Origin of the sequence: Streptomyces sp. Z423-1 (assembly GCF_013009255.1) — a bacterium.
GTDB lineage: Bacteria > Actinomycetota > Actinomycetes > Streptomycetales > Streptomycetaceae > Streptomyces > Streptomyces gossypiisoli.
Genome location: NZ_CP053109.1, coordinates 4,755,979 through 4,772,418, shown reverse-complemented (window position 1 = coordinate 4,772,418; position 16,440 = coordinate 4,755,979). Strand labels below are relative to the sequence as shown.

Below are 16,440 nucleotides of genomic sequence, written 5' to 3'. Positions count from 1 at the left end.
TACGCTGACGCCATGGCACCGAACATCGCGACCAACACCCGCGTCTCGCTCGACGAACTCCTGGACTTCGTACGCCCCCGCCATCACGCCCTCCTGATCACCCGCCGCGCCGACGGCAGCCCCCAGGCGTCCCCGCTGACCTGCGGAGTCGACGACTCGGGCCGGATCGTGGTGTCCACCTATCCGGAGCGGGCCAAGACCCGCAACGCCAAGCGGGACCCCCGGGTCAGCGTTCTCGTCCTGAGCGACGACTGGAACGGGCCGTGGGTCCAGGTCGACGGCACCGCCGAGGTCGTCGACGCCCCCGACTCCGTGGAACCGCTCGTGGAGTACTACCGCAACATCGCCGGGGAGCACCCGGACTGGGCGGAGTACCGGCAGGCCATGCTGAAGCAGGGCAAGTCGATCATCCGGGTCACACCGGAGCGGTGGGGTCCGGTGGCCACGGGGGGATTTCCGGCGCGGCTGGTGGAAGGGGACTAGCGCTGGTGGAGGGGGACTAGCCCTGGTGGAAGGGGACTAGCGCGCCACGCGGTGGCGGAGGTAGACGACTCCCGAGCTGAAGGTGCGGGTCTCGACGAGTTCGAGATCCACCCGGCGCTCGCGCCGGGGGAAGAAGGGGATGCCACCGCCGACCAGCACCGGGTGGACCACGGCCCGGTACTCGTCGATCAGACCCAGCGCGGCCGCCTCGGCGGCGAGAGTCGCGCCGCCGATCGCGATGTCGCCCTCCCCCGGCTCGGCTCGCAACCGCTCGATCTCCTCCGCCAGGCCGCCGGAGGCCAGGCGGGCATGGCCCTGCACCGCCGACAGCGTGGTGGAGAACACCACCTTGGGGAGCGGTTTCCAGAGCGCGGTCCACTCGAGCCCTGAGTCGTCGAGCGAGGGATCCTGGTCGGCGGTCTCCCAGTACAGCATCGTCTCGTACAGCCGTCGTCCCAACAGGTGGACGCCGACCTCTCGGATCTCGTCGATCCAGAAGCGAAAGACCTCGTCGTCGGGCTCCGTCCAGGCGAAGCTGCCGTCCGGCCCGACGATGTAGCCGTCAAGCGAGACGCCCATCGAATAGGTCACGCTGCGCATCAGAAGTCCTCCTCGATAGCGGCTTCGACAGTACGACCGCCGGACGCCGCAGAACTCATCGCGACTCGCGGAATCCGAGCAGCCGCCCGGTCAGCCGCGTTCGACCATCGCCTCGATGCCCGCCACCAGCAGGTCCAGGGCGAAGGTGAAGTCGCGGTCCAGCATCTCGGCGACCGTGTCGCCGCCGCGGGCCGCCATGATGTTCTTGGACTCCTGGATGACCTCGGCGGTCTCCGGCCTCTCGCTCACCGAGCTCATGGCCTGCTGGAAGTAGTCGTCCGGGGTCATGCCGGTCTCCGCGACGCGGGCGAAGAAGTGGCCCTCGATGGTGCCGTAGCCGTACACGAACTGGAGGACGGCCGAGATCGCGCCCGTCAGGCGGTGCGCGGGCAATCCGGTCTTGCGGATCACCCGCTGGACGACCCGGGAGAACGCGAGGGCGTTCGGCCCGATGTTGAGGTACGTCCCCGCGAGCGGCGACAGCCAGGGGTGGCGCACCAGCAGCGCACGGTACTCGGTGGCGAGCGCCCGCAGCTGGTCGCGCCAGTCCTCGTCGGCGTCCGGGTCGGGCAGCCGCAGCTCGCCGAAGGCGGCGTCGAGGGCGAGTTCGAGGAGGTCGTCCTTGGTGTCGACGTACCAGTAGACGGACATCGCCGTGACGTTCAGCTCGGCGGCCAGCCGCCGCATCGAGAACTTCGCAAGCCCCTCGGCGTCCAGCAGCCGCACGGTCACCTCGGTGATCCGCTCCCGGTCCAGCCCCGACGGCTGCCCGCCCCCACGCCCACCGCGGGGTGCCTTGCCCTCCAGCCAGACACTGGCCCGCGGAGCCCGCCCAGCAGCTGCCTTCGCCATCGGCGCACCTTCCTCACAGTGGGTTCCCTGGTCACAAGGCTAGGCTGCAGCGCCCCGTCAGGGGCGCGGGACTGTATTCGATATGCGGCTCCGCCGCGTGGGCCGCGAGCAACCCTCCACGGTCCGCACCCGCCAGACGAACAACACCTCCCGAGCTCTTAGGCATCCGTCCGCTCCGCCCGTTTCAACAGCACCGCCGCCAGCAGACCCCCCACCAGCACAGCCCCCGCCCCCACCAACTGACTGCTCTCCAGCCCGGACGAGAACGCCTCGGTGATCTCCCGCCGCTCCCCCTCGGACCCCGCCGAGGCGAGCGCCGCGGGCAACGAACTCGCCGCCACCGGAATCAGCGCCGCGAACCGGGAGTTGAGCACAGCCCCCAGCACCGCGACCCCCAGCCCGTTGCCGAACTCCGCGAGCGTGCCGTTGATCCCGGCCCCCACCCCGGCCTTCGCGGGCGGAATCGCGCTCATGATGGCGTGCGCCATCGCTGGGTTGGCGATCGCGCACCCCACCCCGATCAGGATCAGCCCGAGCAGCGTCCCGGCGTACCCGCCGGAGGCCAGCGTCGCGATCGACACCAGCCCGCCCGACATCAGCACCATCCCGAGCCCGATCGACACCGGCGTACCGAGCTTCACCGTCCACTTCGCCGACACCCCGGAGAAGTTGAGCACCACGACGACCAGGGCGAGCGGCGCCGTCCGCAGCCCGGCCTCCAGCGGCGCGTACCCGAGCACGAACTGCAGATGCTGCGTGAGCAGGAACAGCGCCCCGCCCATCCCGAAGGTGATCAGCACGGCACCGGCCACCGCCCCCGTGAACCGCTGGTTGCGGAAGAAGTGCAGATCCAGCATCGGGTACGGAATCCTGCTCTCCCACCAGGCGAACAGCCCGAGCACGACCACCGCGACGCCCCCGCTCGCCAGCACCTGCCCGGACGTCCACCCGTGCTCCGGCCCGGAGATGATCGCGAACACCAGCGAGGCCATACCGATCGTGGAGAGCAGCGCACCGAGCAGGTCGGGACGGTCGCCCTGCGGATTCTTCGACTCCGGCACCAGCGCGACCACCGCGACCAGGCCGAGCACCACGACCGGCAGGTTGATCAGGAAGATCGCGCCCCACCAGAAGTGGTCCAGCATGAACCCGCCGATCAGCGGCCCGGTCGCGAAGCCCAGCGCGTTGACGGCACTCCAGATGCCGATCGCCTTGGGGTGCTCCTCGGGCGCGAAGATCTGCATCGCGACCGCGAGGGTGGTGGTCAGCAGCAGCGCACCGCCGACGCCCATCCCGGCCCGCGCGGCGATCAACTGCCCGGAGGAGTCGGCGAGTCCGGCCACCAGCGAGCCGATGCCGAACAGCGCCAGACCGGCGATCAGCATCTTCTTGCGGCCGTAGCGGTCGGCGGCGCTGCCCGCGGTGAGCAGCAGGCCCGACTGCACGAGGGAGTAGGCGTTGATCATCCACTGGATGTCGGAGGTGGCCGCGTCCAACTCCTGGGTGAGGGAGGGGATCGCCACGTTCAGAACGGTGTTGTCCAGCAGCACGGTGAGCTGCGCGAGGCAGATGACACCGAGGATCAGCCAGCGCTGCGGGTGACCGGCCGGGGTGTGTTCCGGGGCCTGGACGTCGGAGGTCGTCGACATGCTGTACAGCGTAGAATACCTCCCATACGGTGTACAAGAAATTGCCCGCCGGGTGACCGGGCCGGTGACGGCGTCAGCTCGTCGGCTGCGTCAGGTCGTAGAACGTGGCCGAACCGACCGTGACCTCCTTGAAGTTCTCCTGGACCCAGGAGCTGATCTGCGACGACGTACCGTTGCCGGAACCGCCCACGCCGCCGCCGCCCGCTCCACCGGCGATGAAGTAGTGGATGCTGCCGTCCGCCACGTACTGCTTGAACTGGGCGAGTGTCGGGGACGGGTCGGTGCCGTTGAAGCCGCCGATCGCCATCACGGCCTCGCCGGTGGCGAGTTGGTAGCTCGCGGCGTTCTGGGCGCCGATGGCGGCGGCCGCCCAGGTGTAGTCCCCGGCGTTCTGCTCCAGCAGTTCCTTGGCCTCATCGGTGACGCCGGCGCCGTTGAGGAGGCCGCCGACGCCGCCCATACCGCCGCCGCCCTCGCCCATGGGGCCGCCGCCGGGGAAGGTGTTGCCCTGCTGGTTCTGGCCTTGCTGGTTCTGGCCCTGCTGATTCTGGCCGGGGAAGCCGCCGGTGCCGCCGGTGCCGCCGGTCGGGGGCTGGCCCATGCCGCCGCCCTGTCCCTGCTGACCCTGACCCTGCTGACCCTGACCCTGCTGACCCTGACCCTGCTGGTTCTGGCCACCGCCCGGGAAGCCGCCCCCACCGGGACCGCCACCCATGCCGCCGCCCCCACCGGGACCACCGCCCCGGCCACCCGCGACGGCCGGACCCGCCGTCACGATCGAGCCGGTGTGACCCTCGCCCAGCGTCGTGAGCGTGTACGCCGTCGGACCGGCCAGCCCGGTCACGAAACTCAACGCCACGACGCCGAGTGCCAGTTGACGCCCGAGCCGGTTCACGAAGACCAGGCCCAGCGCGGCGGCCGACCCGCCCACCAGCACGACCCACTTCAGCCACGGATACGAGTCGGAGGAGCGGTTCAACAGGACGTACCCCCAGGCCGCGGTGGCCGTCATCGCGGCAGCGAGGGTCAGCGAGGCCCACATCCGGCCGCGCTCCTGCCACAGCAGGGCCGCGCCCATACCGATCAGCGGTGCGATGTAGGGGGCCAGGGCGACGGTGTAGTACTCGTGGAAGATGCCCTGCATAAAGCTGAAGATCACCATGGTGATCAGCAGCGAGCCGCCCCAGAGGAGGAAGGTGGCGCGGGTGGTGTCCGTGCGCTTGAGCTTGCGTGTCAGTACCAGGGCAGCCACCAGCAGGATCAGCGCCGCCGGGATCAGCCAGGAGATCTGGCCGCCGATGTTGGAGCTGAACATCCGGTCCCAGCCGGTCTCGCCCCAGCCGCCGCCCTGGCCGCCGCCGACGCTGCCGGTCTCCTCGCCGTTGATCCGGCCGAGGCCGTTGTAGCCGAAGGTCAGCTCCAGGAAGGAGTTGTTCTGCGAGCCGCCGACGTACGGGCGGGAGGACGCCGGCCACAGCTCGACGATCGCCACCCACCAGCCGCCCGCGAGGACCATCGCCAGCCCGGCGAGCAGGACCTGCCCGATCCGCCTGCGCACGGTCGTCGGTGCGAGGACGACGTACACCAGGGCGAGCACGGGCAGGATCAGGAACGCCTGGAGCGTCTTGACCAGGAACGCGAAGCCGATCGCCACCCCTGCCCACACGAGCCACCTCGTCTGCGCCTTGTCCAGCGCGCGCTGGGTGCAGTAGACGGCGGTGGCCATCAGCAGGGCGAGGGCCGCGTCGGGGTTGTTGAAGCGGAACATCAGCGCGGCGACCGGCGTCAGCGCGAAGACCGCCATGGTGAGCAGCCCGGCGACGGCCGGGAACCGGCGGCGCACGGACGCGTACAGCACACCCGCCGTCGCCACCGCCATCAGCACCTGCGGGAACAGGATCGCGAACGAGTTCAGCCCGAAGAGCCGCACGGAGAGGGCCATCGGCCACAGGGAGGCCGGGGGCTTGTCGACGGTGATGGCGTTCGCCGCGTCCAGCGAGCCGAAGAAGAACGCCTTCCACGACTGGCTGCCGGCCTGGACGGCCGCGGAGTAGAAGGAGTTGGCGTATCCGGAGGCGGTGAGGTTGTAGGTGTACAGCGCGCCGATGACGAGGAGCGTGGCGAGGAAGGCCGGGCGTGCCCAGCGGGGGTCCTCGGGGCGGCCGCGCCAGAGCCGTCGTACGAAGGGCTGCGCGGGTCGGCCGGACGCGGGCGCGGTCGGCAGGTCGGCCGCCGGGGGCCGCAGGGTGGTCGTGGTCGTCATCGGGCTTCCCTCTGATCGGAGTCGTGCGGACGCACCGGCTGCAGTCGCAGGGTGGCGTCCCCCCAGGTGGTGCGCTCCGCGGCGGCACCGGCGCGGAACTGGTACGGGCTGTACGGCTCGGTGGTGTACGTCGGTACGGAGGCGGTGGGCTCCTGATCGCGCCGCTCCGGGAACACCCACGCCCGGAAGAGCAGGAACCGCAGCACCGTCGCCGCGAGGTTGGCGGCGATCAGGACGGCCAGCTCGGTGGAGTGGCCGGGGTCGGTCGTCGCGGTGTTCAGGGCGGCGAGCGAGCCGCTGGTGAGGACGAGGCCGATGCCGAAGACGACCAGGCCCTGCGCCTGGTGCCGGACGGCCCCGCCCCGGCCGCGCACCCCGAAGGTGAGCCGGCGGTTGGCGGCCGTGTTCGCGATCGCGGAGACGAGCAGGGCGAGCGCGTTGGCGACCTGCGAGCCGGTGAAGCCGCGGAAGACGGTGTAGAGCAGCAGGTAGAAGAGGGTGGACAGGCCACCGACGACACAGAAGCCGAGCAGCTGCCGGGCGAGTCCCTTGGGTACGTCGGTCAGCTCGCGGTCGCGCGGATCGTCACCGAACGGCCGGGTGAGCCGGTCCAGCGGCAGCGAACCGGTGGCCAGGGCCCTGCCCACCCGCCACACGCCCTTGAGGTCCTCGGTCGCCGTCCTGACGATGTGCACGGTGGAGTCGGGGTCGTCGACCCAGTCGACCGGCACCTCGTGGATCCGCAGTCCCGCCCGCTCGGCGAGCACCAGCATCTCGGTGTCGAAGAACCAGCCGGTGTCCTCGACGAGCGGCAGCAGCACCTGGGCGACATCGCGCCGGATCGCCTTGAAGCCGCACTGGGCGTCGGAGAAGCGGGCCTGGAGCGAGCCGCGCAGGATGAGGTTGTAGGAGCGGGAGATGAACTCCCGCTTGGCGCCGCGCACCACGCGCGAGCTGCGGGCGAGCCGGGAGCCGATCGCCAGGTCGGAGTGGCCGGAGATCAGCGGTGCGACGAGGGGGAGCAGCGCGTTGAGGTCGGTCGACAGGTCGACGTCCATGTAGGCGAGGACCGGGGCGTCGGAGGCCGACCAGACGGTGCGCAGGGCGCGCCCGCGGCCTTTCTGCTCCAGCCGGAACGCCCGTACCTCCGAAAGCTCGGCCGCCAGCCGCGCGGACACCTGCGGGGTGGTGTCGGTCGACGCGTTGTCCGCGATGGTGATGCGGAACGAGTACGGGAAGGTCCGCGTCAGGTGCTCGTGGAGCCGGAGCACACACGGCTGGAGGTCCTTCTCCTCGTTGTAGACGGGGACCACTACGTCCAGGACAGGCGTACCGGCGTCTCCGGCCGGGAGGTGCTCCCGCGCCGGCAGGGTGCCGGGAGAAGAGTCGGGAGAAGAGTCGGTTCGCATGGCACCGACTCTCGTCAAGCCCCCTGTTGCACCGGTGTGTTGGTGCTGTGCTGTGCCTGTGAGTACGTCGGCCAGTCCATGGCGGGGGCGGGCTGACCGGGCTGAGCCGACTGCGGGGAAGCGAGCGCGGGCAGGTGCACCGTGAACACGGTCCGCCCGGGCACGCTGTCCACGGTCACCGCACCGCCGTGCGCGGCCGCGACGGCCTGCACGATGGCGAGCCCCAGGCCGGTCGAGCCGGTCGAGCGGGAGCGGGCGGAGTCGCCGCGCGCGAACCGTTCGAACACACGCGGGAGCAGCTCGGGCGGGATGCCCTGGCCGTCGTCCTGCACGTCGACGCACAGCCACGGCCCACGCGTTCGAACCCGTGCGGTGACGGTCGTACCGGGTGGGGTGTGGGTGCGCGCGTTGGCGAGCAGATTGACGAGCACCTGTTGCAGGCGGGCAGCGTCCGCCGACACCAGCGCGGGTTCGTCGGGCAGGTCGAGCCGCCAGATGTGGTCCGGCCCCGCTGCCCGTGCGTCGCTGACGGTGTCCACGACGAGCGGTACGAGATCGTTCTGCTCGAACTGGAGCGGGCGCCCCGCGTCGAGGCGGGCGAGCAGCAGGAGGTCCTCGACGAGCAGGGACATCCGGCCCGCCTCGGACTCGATCCGGCCCAGGGCGTGCCGGGTGTCCGGCCCGACCTGCTCCCTGCCCCGTCTGGTCAGCTCGGCGTACCCGCGGATGGAGGCGAGGGGCGTACGCAGCTCATGGCTGGCGTCCGCGACGAACTGCCGTACCCGCGTCTCGCTCTGCTGGCGTGCGTGCAGCGCGCCGTGCACATGGTCGAGCATGCGGTTGAGCGCGGCGCCCACCTGGCCGACCTCGGTCCGCGGGTCGGTCTCGGACTCCGGGACGCGCTCGCTGAGGTTGACCTCGCCGGTGTGCAGGGGGAGTTCGGAGACCCGGGTGGCGGTGGCGGCGACCTTGCGCAGGGGGCGCAGGGCCACGCCGACGATGGCGGCACCGGCCAGCAAGGCCGCGATGAGGCCGGCGGCGGTGACGCTGACCTCGACGACGATCAGGGTGCCGATCGTGTTGGTGACGGTGTCGGTGGGCAGCGCGACCAGGGCGTTGCCCTTGTCGCCGGTCATGTACGTGACGCGGTACTCGCCGAGGCCCGGGATGTCGACGGTGTGGATGCCGCTCGTGGGCACGTCGGCGAGGGCGGCCGTCTGTGCCGCGGTGAGCTCGACGGCCTTCATCCGCTCGAAGCCACCGCTCGTGGAGGACTCCTCCACGGCGACGACCGCCTTGCTGATCGTGCCGTCGCCGGCCACCACGGCGGCGACGGTGTCGGCCTGTGTCGGTCCCTTGGTGACGAAGTCGTCCAGCCGCTGGTCCGCCGTCTGGGTCGCCGTCTCGGTCGCCGTCTCGGTCGTCCGGGTCGTCGGCGATCCGTCCTGCGGGTCACCCGGCATCCGGTCGCCGTCGCCCGGCTGCACCAGCCCCGCCGGTGGCCCGGCCGCGCGCCGGGCGGCGTCGGTGACCTGCCCGTCCAGCTGCTCGTACAGATGCGAGCGCAGCGCCAGCGTCGTCACCGTGCCGATCACGGCGCAGACCACCGCGATGAGCGTCACCGCGGAGACGACGAGCCGCGTCCGCAGGGTGCGCGGCTGTCCCGCTCGCCGCCGCTGCGTACGCGGCCGTCGTCGCCGGGTCATGACGCGGCGGGCTTGATCAGGTAACCAGCCCCGCGCCGGGTGTGGATCATCGGCTCGCGCCCGGCGTCGATCTTCCGCCGCAGGTACGAGATGTACAGCTCGACGACGTTGGCCTGCCCGCCGAAGTCGTACGACCACACGCGGTCGAGGATCTGCGCCTTGCTGAGCACGCGCCGCGGGTTGCGCATCAGGAAGCGCAGCAGCTCGAACTCGGTGGCGGTGAGGTGGATGCTCTGACCGGCCCGCGTCACCTCATGGCTGTCCTCGTCGAGGGTGAGGTCGCCGACGACGAGCACGGAGTCGGACCGCCGGTCGGCGGCACCGGACCGCCGGATCAGCCCGCGCAGCCGCGCGACGACCTCTTCGAGGGAGAACGGCTTGGTGACGTAGTCGTCCCCACCGGCGGTGAGCCCGGCGATACGGTCCTCGACGGCGTCCTTGGCGGTCAGGAACAGCACCGGCACGTCCGGCAGCTCCCGCCGCAGCCGGCCGAGCACGGCCAGCCCGTCCATGTCCGGCAGCATCATGTCGAGTACGACGGCGTCGGGCCGGAACTCCCGCGCGGTCTGGACGGCACCCTGGCCGTCCCCCGCGCTGCGTATCTGCCAGCCCTCGTAACGCAGGGCCATGGACAGCAGCTCGGTGATCGACAGCTCGTCGTCCACCACAAGCACCCGGACGGGGCTCCCGTCCGGCCTCAGCAGTTCGGTGCGCCCCTGGGGCGAGGTCGTGGTCATGGCAGCCACGTTGTCGCCCGCCTCTGAGAGCGCCCTTTCGGCAACGTGTGATTTGCCTGAGAAATCCACAGGGGGCTGACAGGGGGCGCCCGGGGAGCGCTCACGGGGGCCTGGGGCTCCGCATAGGGAACCTGCTAGCCACTCGCGGGGCCTTGGGAGCCCTCATGAGGGCCCGGGAACCCCTCGCGGGGAGCATGCGAGCCCCGCACGGCCCCGAGAACCCGTCGCCGAGGCCAAGGGAACCCCCACGGAGACCACGGGAACCCCTCACGAGGGCAGGCAGGCCCTCGCAGGCAGCATGCGAGCCCCGCACGGCCCCCGAGAACCCGTCGCCGGGACCATGGGAGCCCCGTACGAGGTCCGGGGAACCGCTCGCGGGGACCATAGGAGCCGCTCACGAGGCCCGGGGAACTCCCACGGGGACCGTAGAAACTCCTCGCGGGGACCTTGGGGCCCTCACCGGAGACCCCGGGAACGCTCGGGGTGCGTCGGGAGGCCCGCCCGGGCCCCCGGAATCCCTGGCCGGGCCCCGGGAATTCCTGGCCGGGCCCCCCGAAATCCCTGGCAGGGCCCCGAAACCCCTCACCCGGCCATCAGAACAACCCATCCTGCAAGACCCCCGCATCCCGATCCCGATACTCCCGCACGGGAAAGGAGAGCCCACCCCCTTGGCTCCCGCCCGCGGGCACCAGCTCCCACCCCCTCATGAGCCGGGTGTCCAGCACCACGACCCGCCCGCCCCCGACGTCCAGATGCAGATCGGGCCCGGCGGCAGCGACCAGCGCCCCGCTGACCACCCCACCGGCGACGAGTTCACTCACCTCCCCCACGGCACCCGGCACCCCCTCCAGCCCGAACACCCGCACGTGGTCGACGGCCCGGAAGGGCACCTTCGCCAGCGACTCGGGCCACCCGGCAAGGGCGGTGGCGCGCCCATGCAGTTCAGCTATCTCGGCCGCCCGCTCCGCCTCCGTCCCGGGCAGTCCCGCCCGCACCACCCGCTTCGCCGCGTACGGAATCCGATCCGGCACTCGCAGCGCGGCCCGCAACATCTCCTCGGCCCGCCGCGCGGCCATCAACGGCCCCACTCCCAGCCAGCTGAAACAGACGGCCCCCTGCTCCAGCAGCCGAGCCTCCCCCCGCTCCACGGCAGTGATCCCGACCTTCACCATCCCGGGCCCGAACCACGCCAAGTACACGTGATAGGCCCGCGGATCGTCCGGCACGGCATCGGCGGCCACGGAATGCGCCCGGTCCAGCCGCGCACACTCCTCGCACCGCGCCCCGATACTCCGCCCCGCCACAACGGCCCCCACGGGACACACATGGCCCCGAGCCCCCACACACGCCCGGACCCCTCCTTCCGCGACCCCGAAGCTCACCCATTTCCCCCGCTCCAGCGCACTGCGCCGCCCGCCACTCCACACGAGCACGGGACCACTGCCCGCCCACCCCAGCCCCGAGCACTTCCACACCTGTGCCATCGACTCCCAGCGTAGGCGCCACCACTGACAACGGCCCGGTCACCTCTCACCCGCCCCCACCGTCAAGTAGGCGACCACCGAGCCGACTGGGAGCCGTCATGTTCACCACCTACCTCGTCGTCACCCTCCTCACCGCCACCGCCACCTCCTCCGCGGCCGTCGCCAACCTGATCGGCCATGACTACCCCAAGTCCCAGGCGGACCGCCTCCACATCCCCCACTCCTGGATCCGCCCCCTGGGCACGCTCCTGGCGGCAGCAACCCTGGGCCTCCTGACCGGCCTGGCCATCCCCCCACTGGGCACCCTCACCGCGGCAGCCCTGGTCCTGTACTTCCTGGGCGCCCTCTGGGCCCACATCCGGGTCCACGACCGCCGACTGGGCCCCTGGTCGGCGTACTTCGCCCTGTCCCTGGCGACTCTGCTGCTGAGCATCGCCCGCCAGGCCCACTGACAACCGGCCGGTCCGTCCGGCGGAGCCGCACCGCGAGGGAAGCGGACGCCTCAGGCATCCGGCATCCCCTACTTCGTGTTCGTGACCCAGGCCGCCCGTTCAGGGCCGGCGGCCGGGGCCTCACCACGCCTGGCCCGCAGCACCTGCCCGCGCTTGTCGTCCTTGAACCACCGGTTGCGCGAGCCGGGCTTGCGCGCCTCGTACGCCAGCTGCTTGACGGTGTGCCCGACCACGAACTCCTTGAGCTTCGCGCCCGGGCGGCCACCCAGGTAGAGCCTGATCGCGGTGTCGTCGCGGTGGGCGAACTGGAAGATACCGGCGCGCCGCCCCAAGCTGATGCACTGCCCGGCGAACCCCACGCTGACGGGCGCCGGCCGCTCACCCGCGATCCGGCTGAGCACCGTCTCGGCGGCCTGCGGGCCCAGCTGCACCGCGGACTGGCAGCCCATCCGGTACGGCAGATCCGACGGTGCCGCCGAGTCCCCGGCCGCGACGATGCGCAGGTCGTCCACGCTCGTCAATGTCTCGTCCGTGAGCAGACGGCCCACGGCGTCCGTGCTCAGCCTGCTGCGCGCGGCCAGGTCCGGCACGCCGAAACCGGCGGTCCAGATGGTCACCTCGCTCGGCAGCTCACGGCCGTCACTGAGCCGCACGGCATCACGCGTCACCGCCGTCGCCCGCGCGCCGGGGCCTTCGAGCACGGTCACACCGAGCTCGGCCAGCCGCCCGGCAACCGAACGCCGGCCCCGCGGGTGCAGGTACGGCCCGAGTACGTCGCCGCAGACCAGGGTCACCGTACGGCCCGCCTCCGCCAGCTCGGCGGCGGTCTCGATACCGGACGGACCGGCACCCACCACCGTCACCGCGGCCGTCGCGGGCGCGGCGTCGACGACGGGCCGCAGCCGCTGCGCCTCCTCCAAGGTGGCGATCGGATGAGCGAACTCCGCCGCTCCGGGCACGCTCGGGCCGGCGCTGCCACTGCCCACCGCGTACACCAGGTAGTCGTACCCGATGGTGCCGCCGCTCGCCAACGTCACGCTGCGCCCGGCCGCGTCGATCCGTGCCACGGTGTCGACCACCAGCCGGACGCCCTCGCCCAGCACCTCTCGGTAGTCGACGACCGCGTCGTCGGACCCGCCCACCAGCTGGTGCAGGCGAAGCCGCTCGACGAAGGCCGGTCGCGCGTTGACGAGGGTCACCCTCACGTCGTCGCGCCGCGTCAGACGATTGGCCGCCATGACGCCGGCGTATCCGCCGCCGATCACGACCACCTCGGTGTTCTCGGTCATGGTGCCTCCTCCGTATCAGGGGTCGGCATCAAGACGCCGGGTGACCGGCCGCTGTGACATCACGTGAGGCAATTCACTCTGCAGGGAACGGCCCCGCAACGCCGAGAGCCCCGGCATCCAACGGGGCTCGTGGCGAAAGTCGTCGTCAGAGCTGATCCTCTGCGGGAAGCGTCATCGGCGTGACGAGGGAGAGCGAGTTCCATTGACACCGGCTTCCAGGGAGATGTGCAAAGACCCGTCGAGAGGCCCCCGGCGGGTCTTTGCCCTGCGCGCACTCAGCGGGATTTCGAACCCGCAGTCGTCACTTCTTGCCGAGCTGGAGCGAGCCGGTGTAGTCAGCCGCGATCGTGTGGCCGTAGAAGGGATCCGTGCCGGTGGTACGGCCGATCACCGTGGCCTCGCCGCGCTGGAAGGGCACGGTGCCCGTGGGCGTGGCCTGCGCGGTCCACGGCGTGGGGTCGCCCGGCACGCACGCCACCTCCGTTCGGTACGAGCCGCGGACGGTGACACCCTCGACGGTCTGGCTCACCGTGCCGTACGACTGGACGGTCACGGGCGAGTTGCAGGTGACCGTGCCGTGGACGACTGCCTTCCCGGTGGTCCTGTCGGCGACACCGTCGGCGGCGACCTGCAGTCCCAGCACGGTCTCGGCGGGCGGCTCCGGATTGGTCAGGCGAACCTCGCCGCGCACAGACTCCGTTGCTCCCGGGCAGTGCTGCTCGAAGGAAGCGTCGAGACCCTTCACATAACCGTAGGGCCCGAACTCCACGGAACGGATGGTGAAGGAGCCCTCGGCAAGACAGTCCCGGCCATTGCCCCTGAGCTCGATCCGGGGCTCGCCCGGAGCCGGATTGGCCTTGGCGCCGGTGTAGGTGCCGGGCACCAGCGGCTGCGACGGCCCCCACGGTGCCTCCAGGTGCAGGGCCCAGGTGTCACCGCCAGCACTGTCGACGAACACACCGACGCCGGTCCCGACGCCGTTGCTGGTGTAACCCTGGACGGTCATCCCGTCCTGGGAGCCCTCGCCATCGGTGTAGGAGTACGACTGACCAGCGCTGATGTATTCACCGGCATCTCCGCTGAAGGCGAAGGTTCCGGACTCGACCTCATATGCCTGCGCCGTGCCGGCCAGCAGGCCCGACGCGACAGCCGTGAAGGCCAGCGCCGCGGCGAGGCCGGTGGTGATACGCCTATGCGCGTTGTTGCGTGCGCGAAGTCTCAAGGAAAGCTCCATAACAGGTCCATCGGTCCATCGGTGGAGTGCAGAAGGTGAAGTACGGCGGCCGGTTCAGCTCTTGCGGAGGGACACGGTGGCCGTCTCGGGTTCGGTGACGACCGTGTGCCCGTACACCGGATCAGTCGCCTGTGCCTTGAACTCGACCACGGCATCGCCCTTTTCGAAGGGGACGTCGCCGACGGTCCCGACCGCTGCCCACGCGGCAGGCGTGCCCGGTGTACAGTCCACCCGCGTGTAGTACGAGGCGGTCGCGAGGCCGCCCTTGGCCACGACCTGGTCGATCCTGCCGTTCACCAGCACGTTGACCGGCTCGGTGCAGGTCACGGTGCCGTGCACGGCTGGCTTCCCGTCGGCTCCGACCGTGCCGGAAGCGGCGATGTCGACGCCCAGCGACAGCTCCGCGGGCGGCGGTGGGTTGGTGAGGTGGATCTGGCCGGTGAGCCCGGGGTCACTGCCCACGCAGTTCTGCTGGAAGCTCGCGTCCAGGGCCTCCACGTAACCGCGCGGCCCGAGGACCATACGGTCGATGGTGAAGGACCCCTCGGACTCACAGCCATAGAAGGTGCCGCTGACGGCGAGCCTCGGCGCACCGAACGCCGGTGTGTCGGAGGCGCCGGTGTACGTTCCCGGGGCCAGTTGCTCCCCGTACGCGGCCCCCATGACGACATCCCACCGATCGCCGTTGGCGCCCTGGACGATGACGGTGAGCCGGTTCCGGTCGTCGTCCCAGCCGGCGTACATGGCGTCGGCCGAACCTTCGCCGTCGGTGTACGAGTAGGAGTAACCACCGCCGACCGGGTCCCCGACCTCACTGACGACAGCGAACGTCCCGGACTCCACTTCGACGGCATGCGCCGGGGAACTCACCAGAAGGCCCGCTGTCACCACACCAATGCCCAGGGATACACCGACGGTCCTGGCAAGCCGGGTGAACGCGCGTGATCGAACACGCATACTCATGCTGCCCCAAGGTTGATAGATGAGCTCGTCAAGAGCTCCTGCCGTGGGGGGCGGCGGGAGGAGTATGCCAACCTCGCAGCGATCTTCACAACCCTGCGATCACGCTGCGGCCAAGGGGGTTAACCGAAGGAATCCGCAGGTAGGCCACCCGGCAAATGCCGCGGATCCAGCAATCGGCAGATCGCCACGACGATGGGGTCTACGCGGAAGCGCGTGTCGTTGCCGTCAGGGCTGCCGTCATTCCCGTTCCACCGGTTGACCCGCTCACCCACCCGGCTTTGGCATCGGCTGAGCCAGGTACCGGCATAGGGCCTCTACCCCATCGGGGACGAAGGTCCACTGTCGAAGCGCCTCGTGTAGCTCGGTCTCAGTGACCCAGCCGTGCCAAGCGATCTCCGACGGGTCGGGAGCGATCACCCCGCTGACCACGGCTTCATGCACGCCGAGCCAGTATGGACTGATCACCCCTTGGCACAGGAACTTGAAGAGAAACCGCACCGGCGCTCGGACGCCCAGTTCCTCGGCGAGTTCACGGGCTGCCGCCTCCCCGTACGTCTCCCCGACTTCTGCCGCCCCGCCGATCAGCCAGTTGTACTGACCCGGGAACCGGGATACGCCCTCCTGTCTCCGATGTACCAGGATGCGGCCTTCCGGATCACGACAGACGGTCGTCGCGACACGGTGCAGCCATCGGTGCGCGATGGCTTCGCTCCGGTCGACCAAGCCGATTACCCGATCCTGCTCGTCCACCCGCTCCACCAGTTCGCGCATGGCGCCCACGATCCCAGAGGACTACAACAGGCCCGCGAGGCCGACGGGCGGCCTCGCGTCGCCATCACCATGACGGAGTTGGCGGCGAACACCGGGAGCAGCATGCCGAACAGCAACTGCGCCGACCGCCGTCGCGACAGCAGCGAGTGCGTACAGAACCCCCGCTGCAGTTCCGCAAGCTGACCTGGGCAAACGGCAGGATTGCGGTCCGAGGGCTCACGTGCCGGGGGCGCGAAAGGTGACCTGTCGGCGCGCGGCCTCATCGATCTCGTCGAGGGTGATGAGAGGGGTGGCCCGGGTGTGGAGGGCTCCGCTGGCCTTGACGGTGAGGCTGACGGCGGCCATGGAGACCGAGTCGGGGAAGTCGACGATGAGCACGATGTCATCCTCCCCGAAGGCGAAGTACATGGCCTCGACCTGCCCGCCGAGGCCGGTGACGACCTGGTCGACAGCGGCGCGGCGGCCGCTCGCGCCTTCCTTGAGCAGTCCCTTGGTGCCCTCGGGCGTGTAGGAGGCCTGAATGAGGAACTTCGGCACAGGCGTGCCTC

The 16,440-nt window shown here is 70.7% G+C and carries 15 protein-coding genes; 2 read left to right on the top strand and 13 right to left on the bottom strand.

What is annotated here, in order from left to right:
- Positions 1-12 precede the first annotated feature (12 nt).
- Positions 13-483 carry a PPOX class F420-dependent oxidoreductase gene (locus tag HJD23_RS21235; RefSeq protein ID WP_171113644.1) on the top strand — a complete coding sequence of 157 codons (471 nt, stop codon included), beginning with the start codon at positions 13-15 and terminating at the stop codon, positions 481-483.
- A gap of 36 nt (positions 484-519) precedes the next feature.
- Here HJD23_RS21235 and HJD23_RS21230 read toward each other — a convergent pair whose 3' ends face one another.
- From HJD23_RS21230 to HJD23_RS21195, 8 genes are all read right to left on the bottom strand, one after another.
- Entirely contained in the window at positions 520-1,083 is a 564-nt protein-coding gene (locus HJD23_RS21230) for a dihydrofolate reductase family protein (RefSeq protein ID WP_171113643.1), read from the bottom strand.
- Between the two features lie 90 nt (positions 1,084-1,173).
- Positions 1,174-1,935: a TetR/AcrR family transcriptional regulator gene (locus HJD23_RS21225; RefSeq protein ID WP_171113642.1), complete on the bottom strand. Its 762-nt coding sequence runs from the start codon at positions 1,933-1,935 to the stop codon at positions 1,174-1,176.
- A gap of 158 nt (positions 1,936-2,093) precedes the next feature.
- Positions 2,094-3,584 carry an MFS transporter gene (locus tag HJD23_RS21220; RefSeq protein ID WP_171113641.1) on the bottom strand — a complete coding sequence of 497 codons (1,491 nt, stop codon included), beginning with the start codon at positions 3,582-3,584 and terminating at the stop codon, positions 2,094-2,096.
- Between the two features lie 73 nt (positions 3,585-3,657).
- The gene (locus tag HJD23_RS21215) at positions 3,658-5,847 is read right to left on the bottom strand and encodes a glycosyltransferase family 39 protein (protein WP_171113640.1); all 2,190 of its coding nucleotides are present in this window, start codon (positions 5,845-5,847) and stop codon (positions 3,658-3,660) included.
- On the bottom strand, positions 5,844-7,256 hold the full coding sequence (locus HJD23_RS21210; RefSeq protein WP_171113639.1) for a bifunctional glycosyltransferase family 2/GtrA family protein: 1,413 nt from the start codon (positions 7,254-7,256) through the stop codon (positions 5,844-5,846). The genes HJD23_RS21215 and HJD23_RS21210 overlap by 4 nt, the downstream gene beginning before the upstream one ends.
- A gap of 14 nt (positions 7,257-7,270) precedes the next feature.
- The gene (locus tag HJD23_RS21205) at positions 7,271-8,962 is read right to left on the bottom strand and encodes a HAMP domain-containing sensor histidine kinase (RefSeq protein WP_171113638.1); all 1,692 of its coding nucleotides are present in this window, start codon (positions 8,960-8,962) and stop codon (positions 7,271-7,273) included.
- Positions 8,959-9,699: a response regulator transcription factor gene (locus tag HJD23_RS21200; RefSeq protein WP_171113637.1), complete on the bottom strand. Its 741-nt coding sequence runs from the start codon at positions 9,697-9,699 to the stop codon at positions 8,959-8,961. The genes HJD23_RS21205 and HJD23_RS21200 overlap by 4 nt, the downstream gene beginning before the upstream one ends.
- 593 nt (positions 9,700-10,292) lie before the next feature.
- Positions 10,293-11,183 carry a DUF2797 domain-containing protein gene (locus tag HJD23_RS21195; RefSeq protein ID WP_171113636.1) on the bottom strand — a complete coding sequence of 297 codons (891 nt, stop codon included), beginning with the start codon at positions 11,181-11,183 and terminating at the stop codon, positions 10,293-10,295.
- Positions 11,184-11,281: 98 nt separating this feature from the next.
- On the opposite strand from HJD23_RS21195, the gene HJD23_RS21190 reads away from it, so the two are divergent.
- Positions 11,282-11,635: a DoxX family protein gene (locus HJD23_RS21190; RefSeq protein ID WP_171113635.1), complete on the top strand. Its 354-nt coding sequence runs from the start codon at positions 11,282-11,284 to the stop codon at positions 11,633-11,635.
- A 68-nt stretch (positions 11,636-11,703) separates the two neighbouring features.
- Here the strand turns inward: HJD23_RS21190 and HJD23_RS21185 are convergent, their stop codons facing one another.
- The 5 genes from HJD23_RS21185 to HJD23_RS21165 all read right to left on the bottom strand — a co-directional run bounded on the left by HJD23_RS21185 (position 11,704) and on the right by HJD23_RS21165 (position 16,429).
- Positions 11,704-12,924 carry an FAD-dependent oxidoreductase gene (locus HJD23_RS21185; protein ID WP_171113634.1) on the bottom strand — a complete coding sequence of 407 codons (1,221 nt, stop codon included), beginning with the start codon at positions 12,922-12,924 and terminating at the stop codon, positions 11,704-11,706.
- Between the two features lie 301 nt (positions 12,925-13,225).
- Positions 13,226-14,146: a hypothetical protein gene (locus tag HJD23_RS21180; RefSeq protein ID WP_171113633.1), complete on the bottom strand. Its 921-nt coding sequence runs from the start codon at positions 14,144-14,146 to the stop codon at positions 13,226-13,228.
- Positions 14,147-14,212: 66 nt separating this feature from the next.
- Positions 14,213-15,046 carry a hypothetical protein gene (locus HJD23_RS21175; protein WP_171113632.1) on the bottom strand — a complete coding sequence of 278 codons (834 nt, stop codon included), beginning with the start codon at positions 15,044-15,046 and terminating at the stop codon, positions 14,213-14,215.
- A 339-nt stretch (positions 15,047-15,385) separates the two neighbouring features.
- On the bottom strand, positions 15,386-15,892 hold the full coding sequence (locus HJD23_RS21170) for an NUDIX domain-containing protein (protein ID WP_171113631.1): 507 nt from the start codon (positions 15,890-15,892) through the stop codon (positions 15,386-15,388).
- Between the two features lie 216 nt (positions 15,893-16,108).
- Positions 16,109-16,429, bottom strand: coding sequence for a GYD domain-containing protein (locus HJD23_RS21165; RefSeq protein ID WP_171134054.1), 321 nt, complete (start codon positions 16,427-16,429; stop codon positions 16,109-16,111).
- Between the last annotated feature and the right edge of the window lie 11 nt (positions 16,430-16,440).

Excerpts from the sequence above, each read along its gene's own strand:
- HJD23_RS21195 (WP_171113636.1), bottom strand. The coding sequence starts at position 11,183 with ATGGCACAGGTGTGGAAGTGCTCGGGGCTGGGGTGGGCGGGCAGTGGT.
- HJD23_RS21190 (WP_171113635.1), top strand. The coding sequence starts at position 11,282 with ATGTTCACCACCTACCTCGTCGTCACCCTCCTCACCGCCACCGCCACC.
- HJD23_RS21170 (WP_171113631.1), bottom strand. The coding sequence starts at position 15,892 with ATGCGCGAACTGGTGGAGCGGGTGGACGAGCAGGATCGGGTAATCGGC.
- HJD23_RS21205 (WP_171113638.1), bottom strand. The coding sequence starts at position 8,962 with ATGACCCGGCGACGACGGCCGCGTACGCAGCGGCGGCGAGCGGGACAG.
- HJD23_RS21210 (WP_171113639.1), bottom strand. The coding sequence starts at position 7,256 with ATGCGAACCGACTCTTCTCCCGACTCTTCTCCCGGCACCCTGCCGGCG.
- HJD23_RS21220 (WP_171113641.1), bottom strand. The coding sequence starts at position 3,584 with ATGTCGACGACCTCCGACGTCCAGGCCCCGGAACACACCCCGGCCGGT.
- HJD23_RS21185 (WP_171113634.1), bottom strand. The coding sequence starts at position 12,924 with ATGACCGAGAACACCGAGGTGGTCGTGATCGGCGGCGGATACGCCGGC.
- HJD23_RS21235 (WP_171113644.1), top strand. The coding sequence starts at position 13 with ATGGCACCGAACATCGCGACCAACACCCGCGTCTCGCTCGACGAACTC.
- HJD23_RS21230 (WP_171113643.1), bottom strand. The coding sequence starts at position 1,083 with ATGCGCAGCGTGACCTATTCGATGGGCGTCTCGCTTGACGGCTACATC.
- HJD23_RS21215 (WP_171113640.1), bottom strand. The coding sequence starts at position 5,847 with ATGACGACCACGACCACCCTGCGGCCCCCGGCGGCCGACCTGCCGACC.
- HJD23_RS21225 (WP_171113642.1), bottom strand. The coding sequence starts at position 1,935 with ATGGCGAAGGCAGCTGCTGGGCGGGCTCCGCGGGCCAGTGTCTGGCTG.
- HJD23_RS21200 (WP_171113637.1), bottom strand. The coding sequence starts at position 9,699 with ATGACCACGACCTCGCCCCAGGGGCGCACCGAACTGCTGAGGCCGGAC.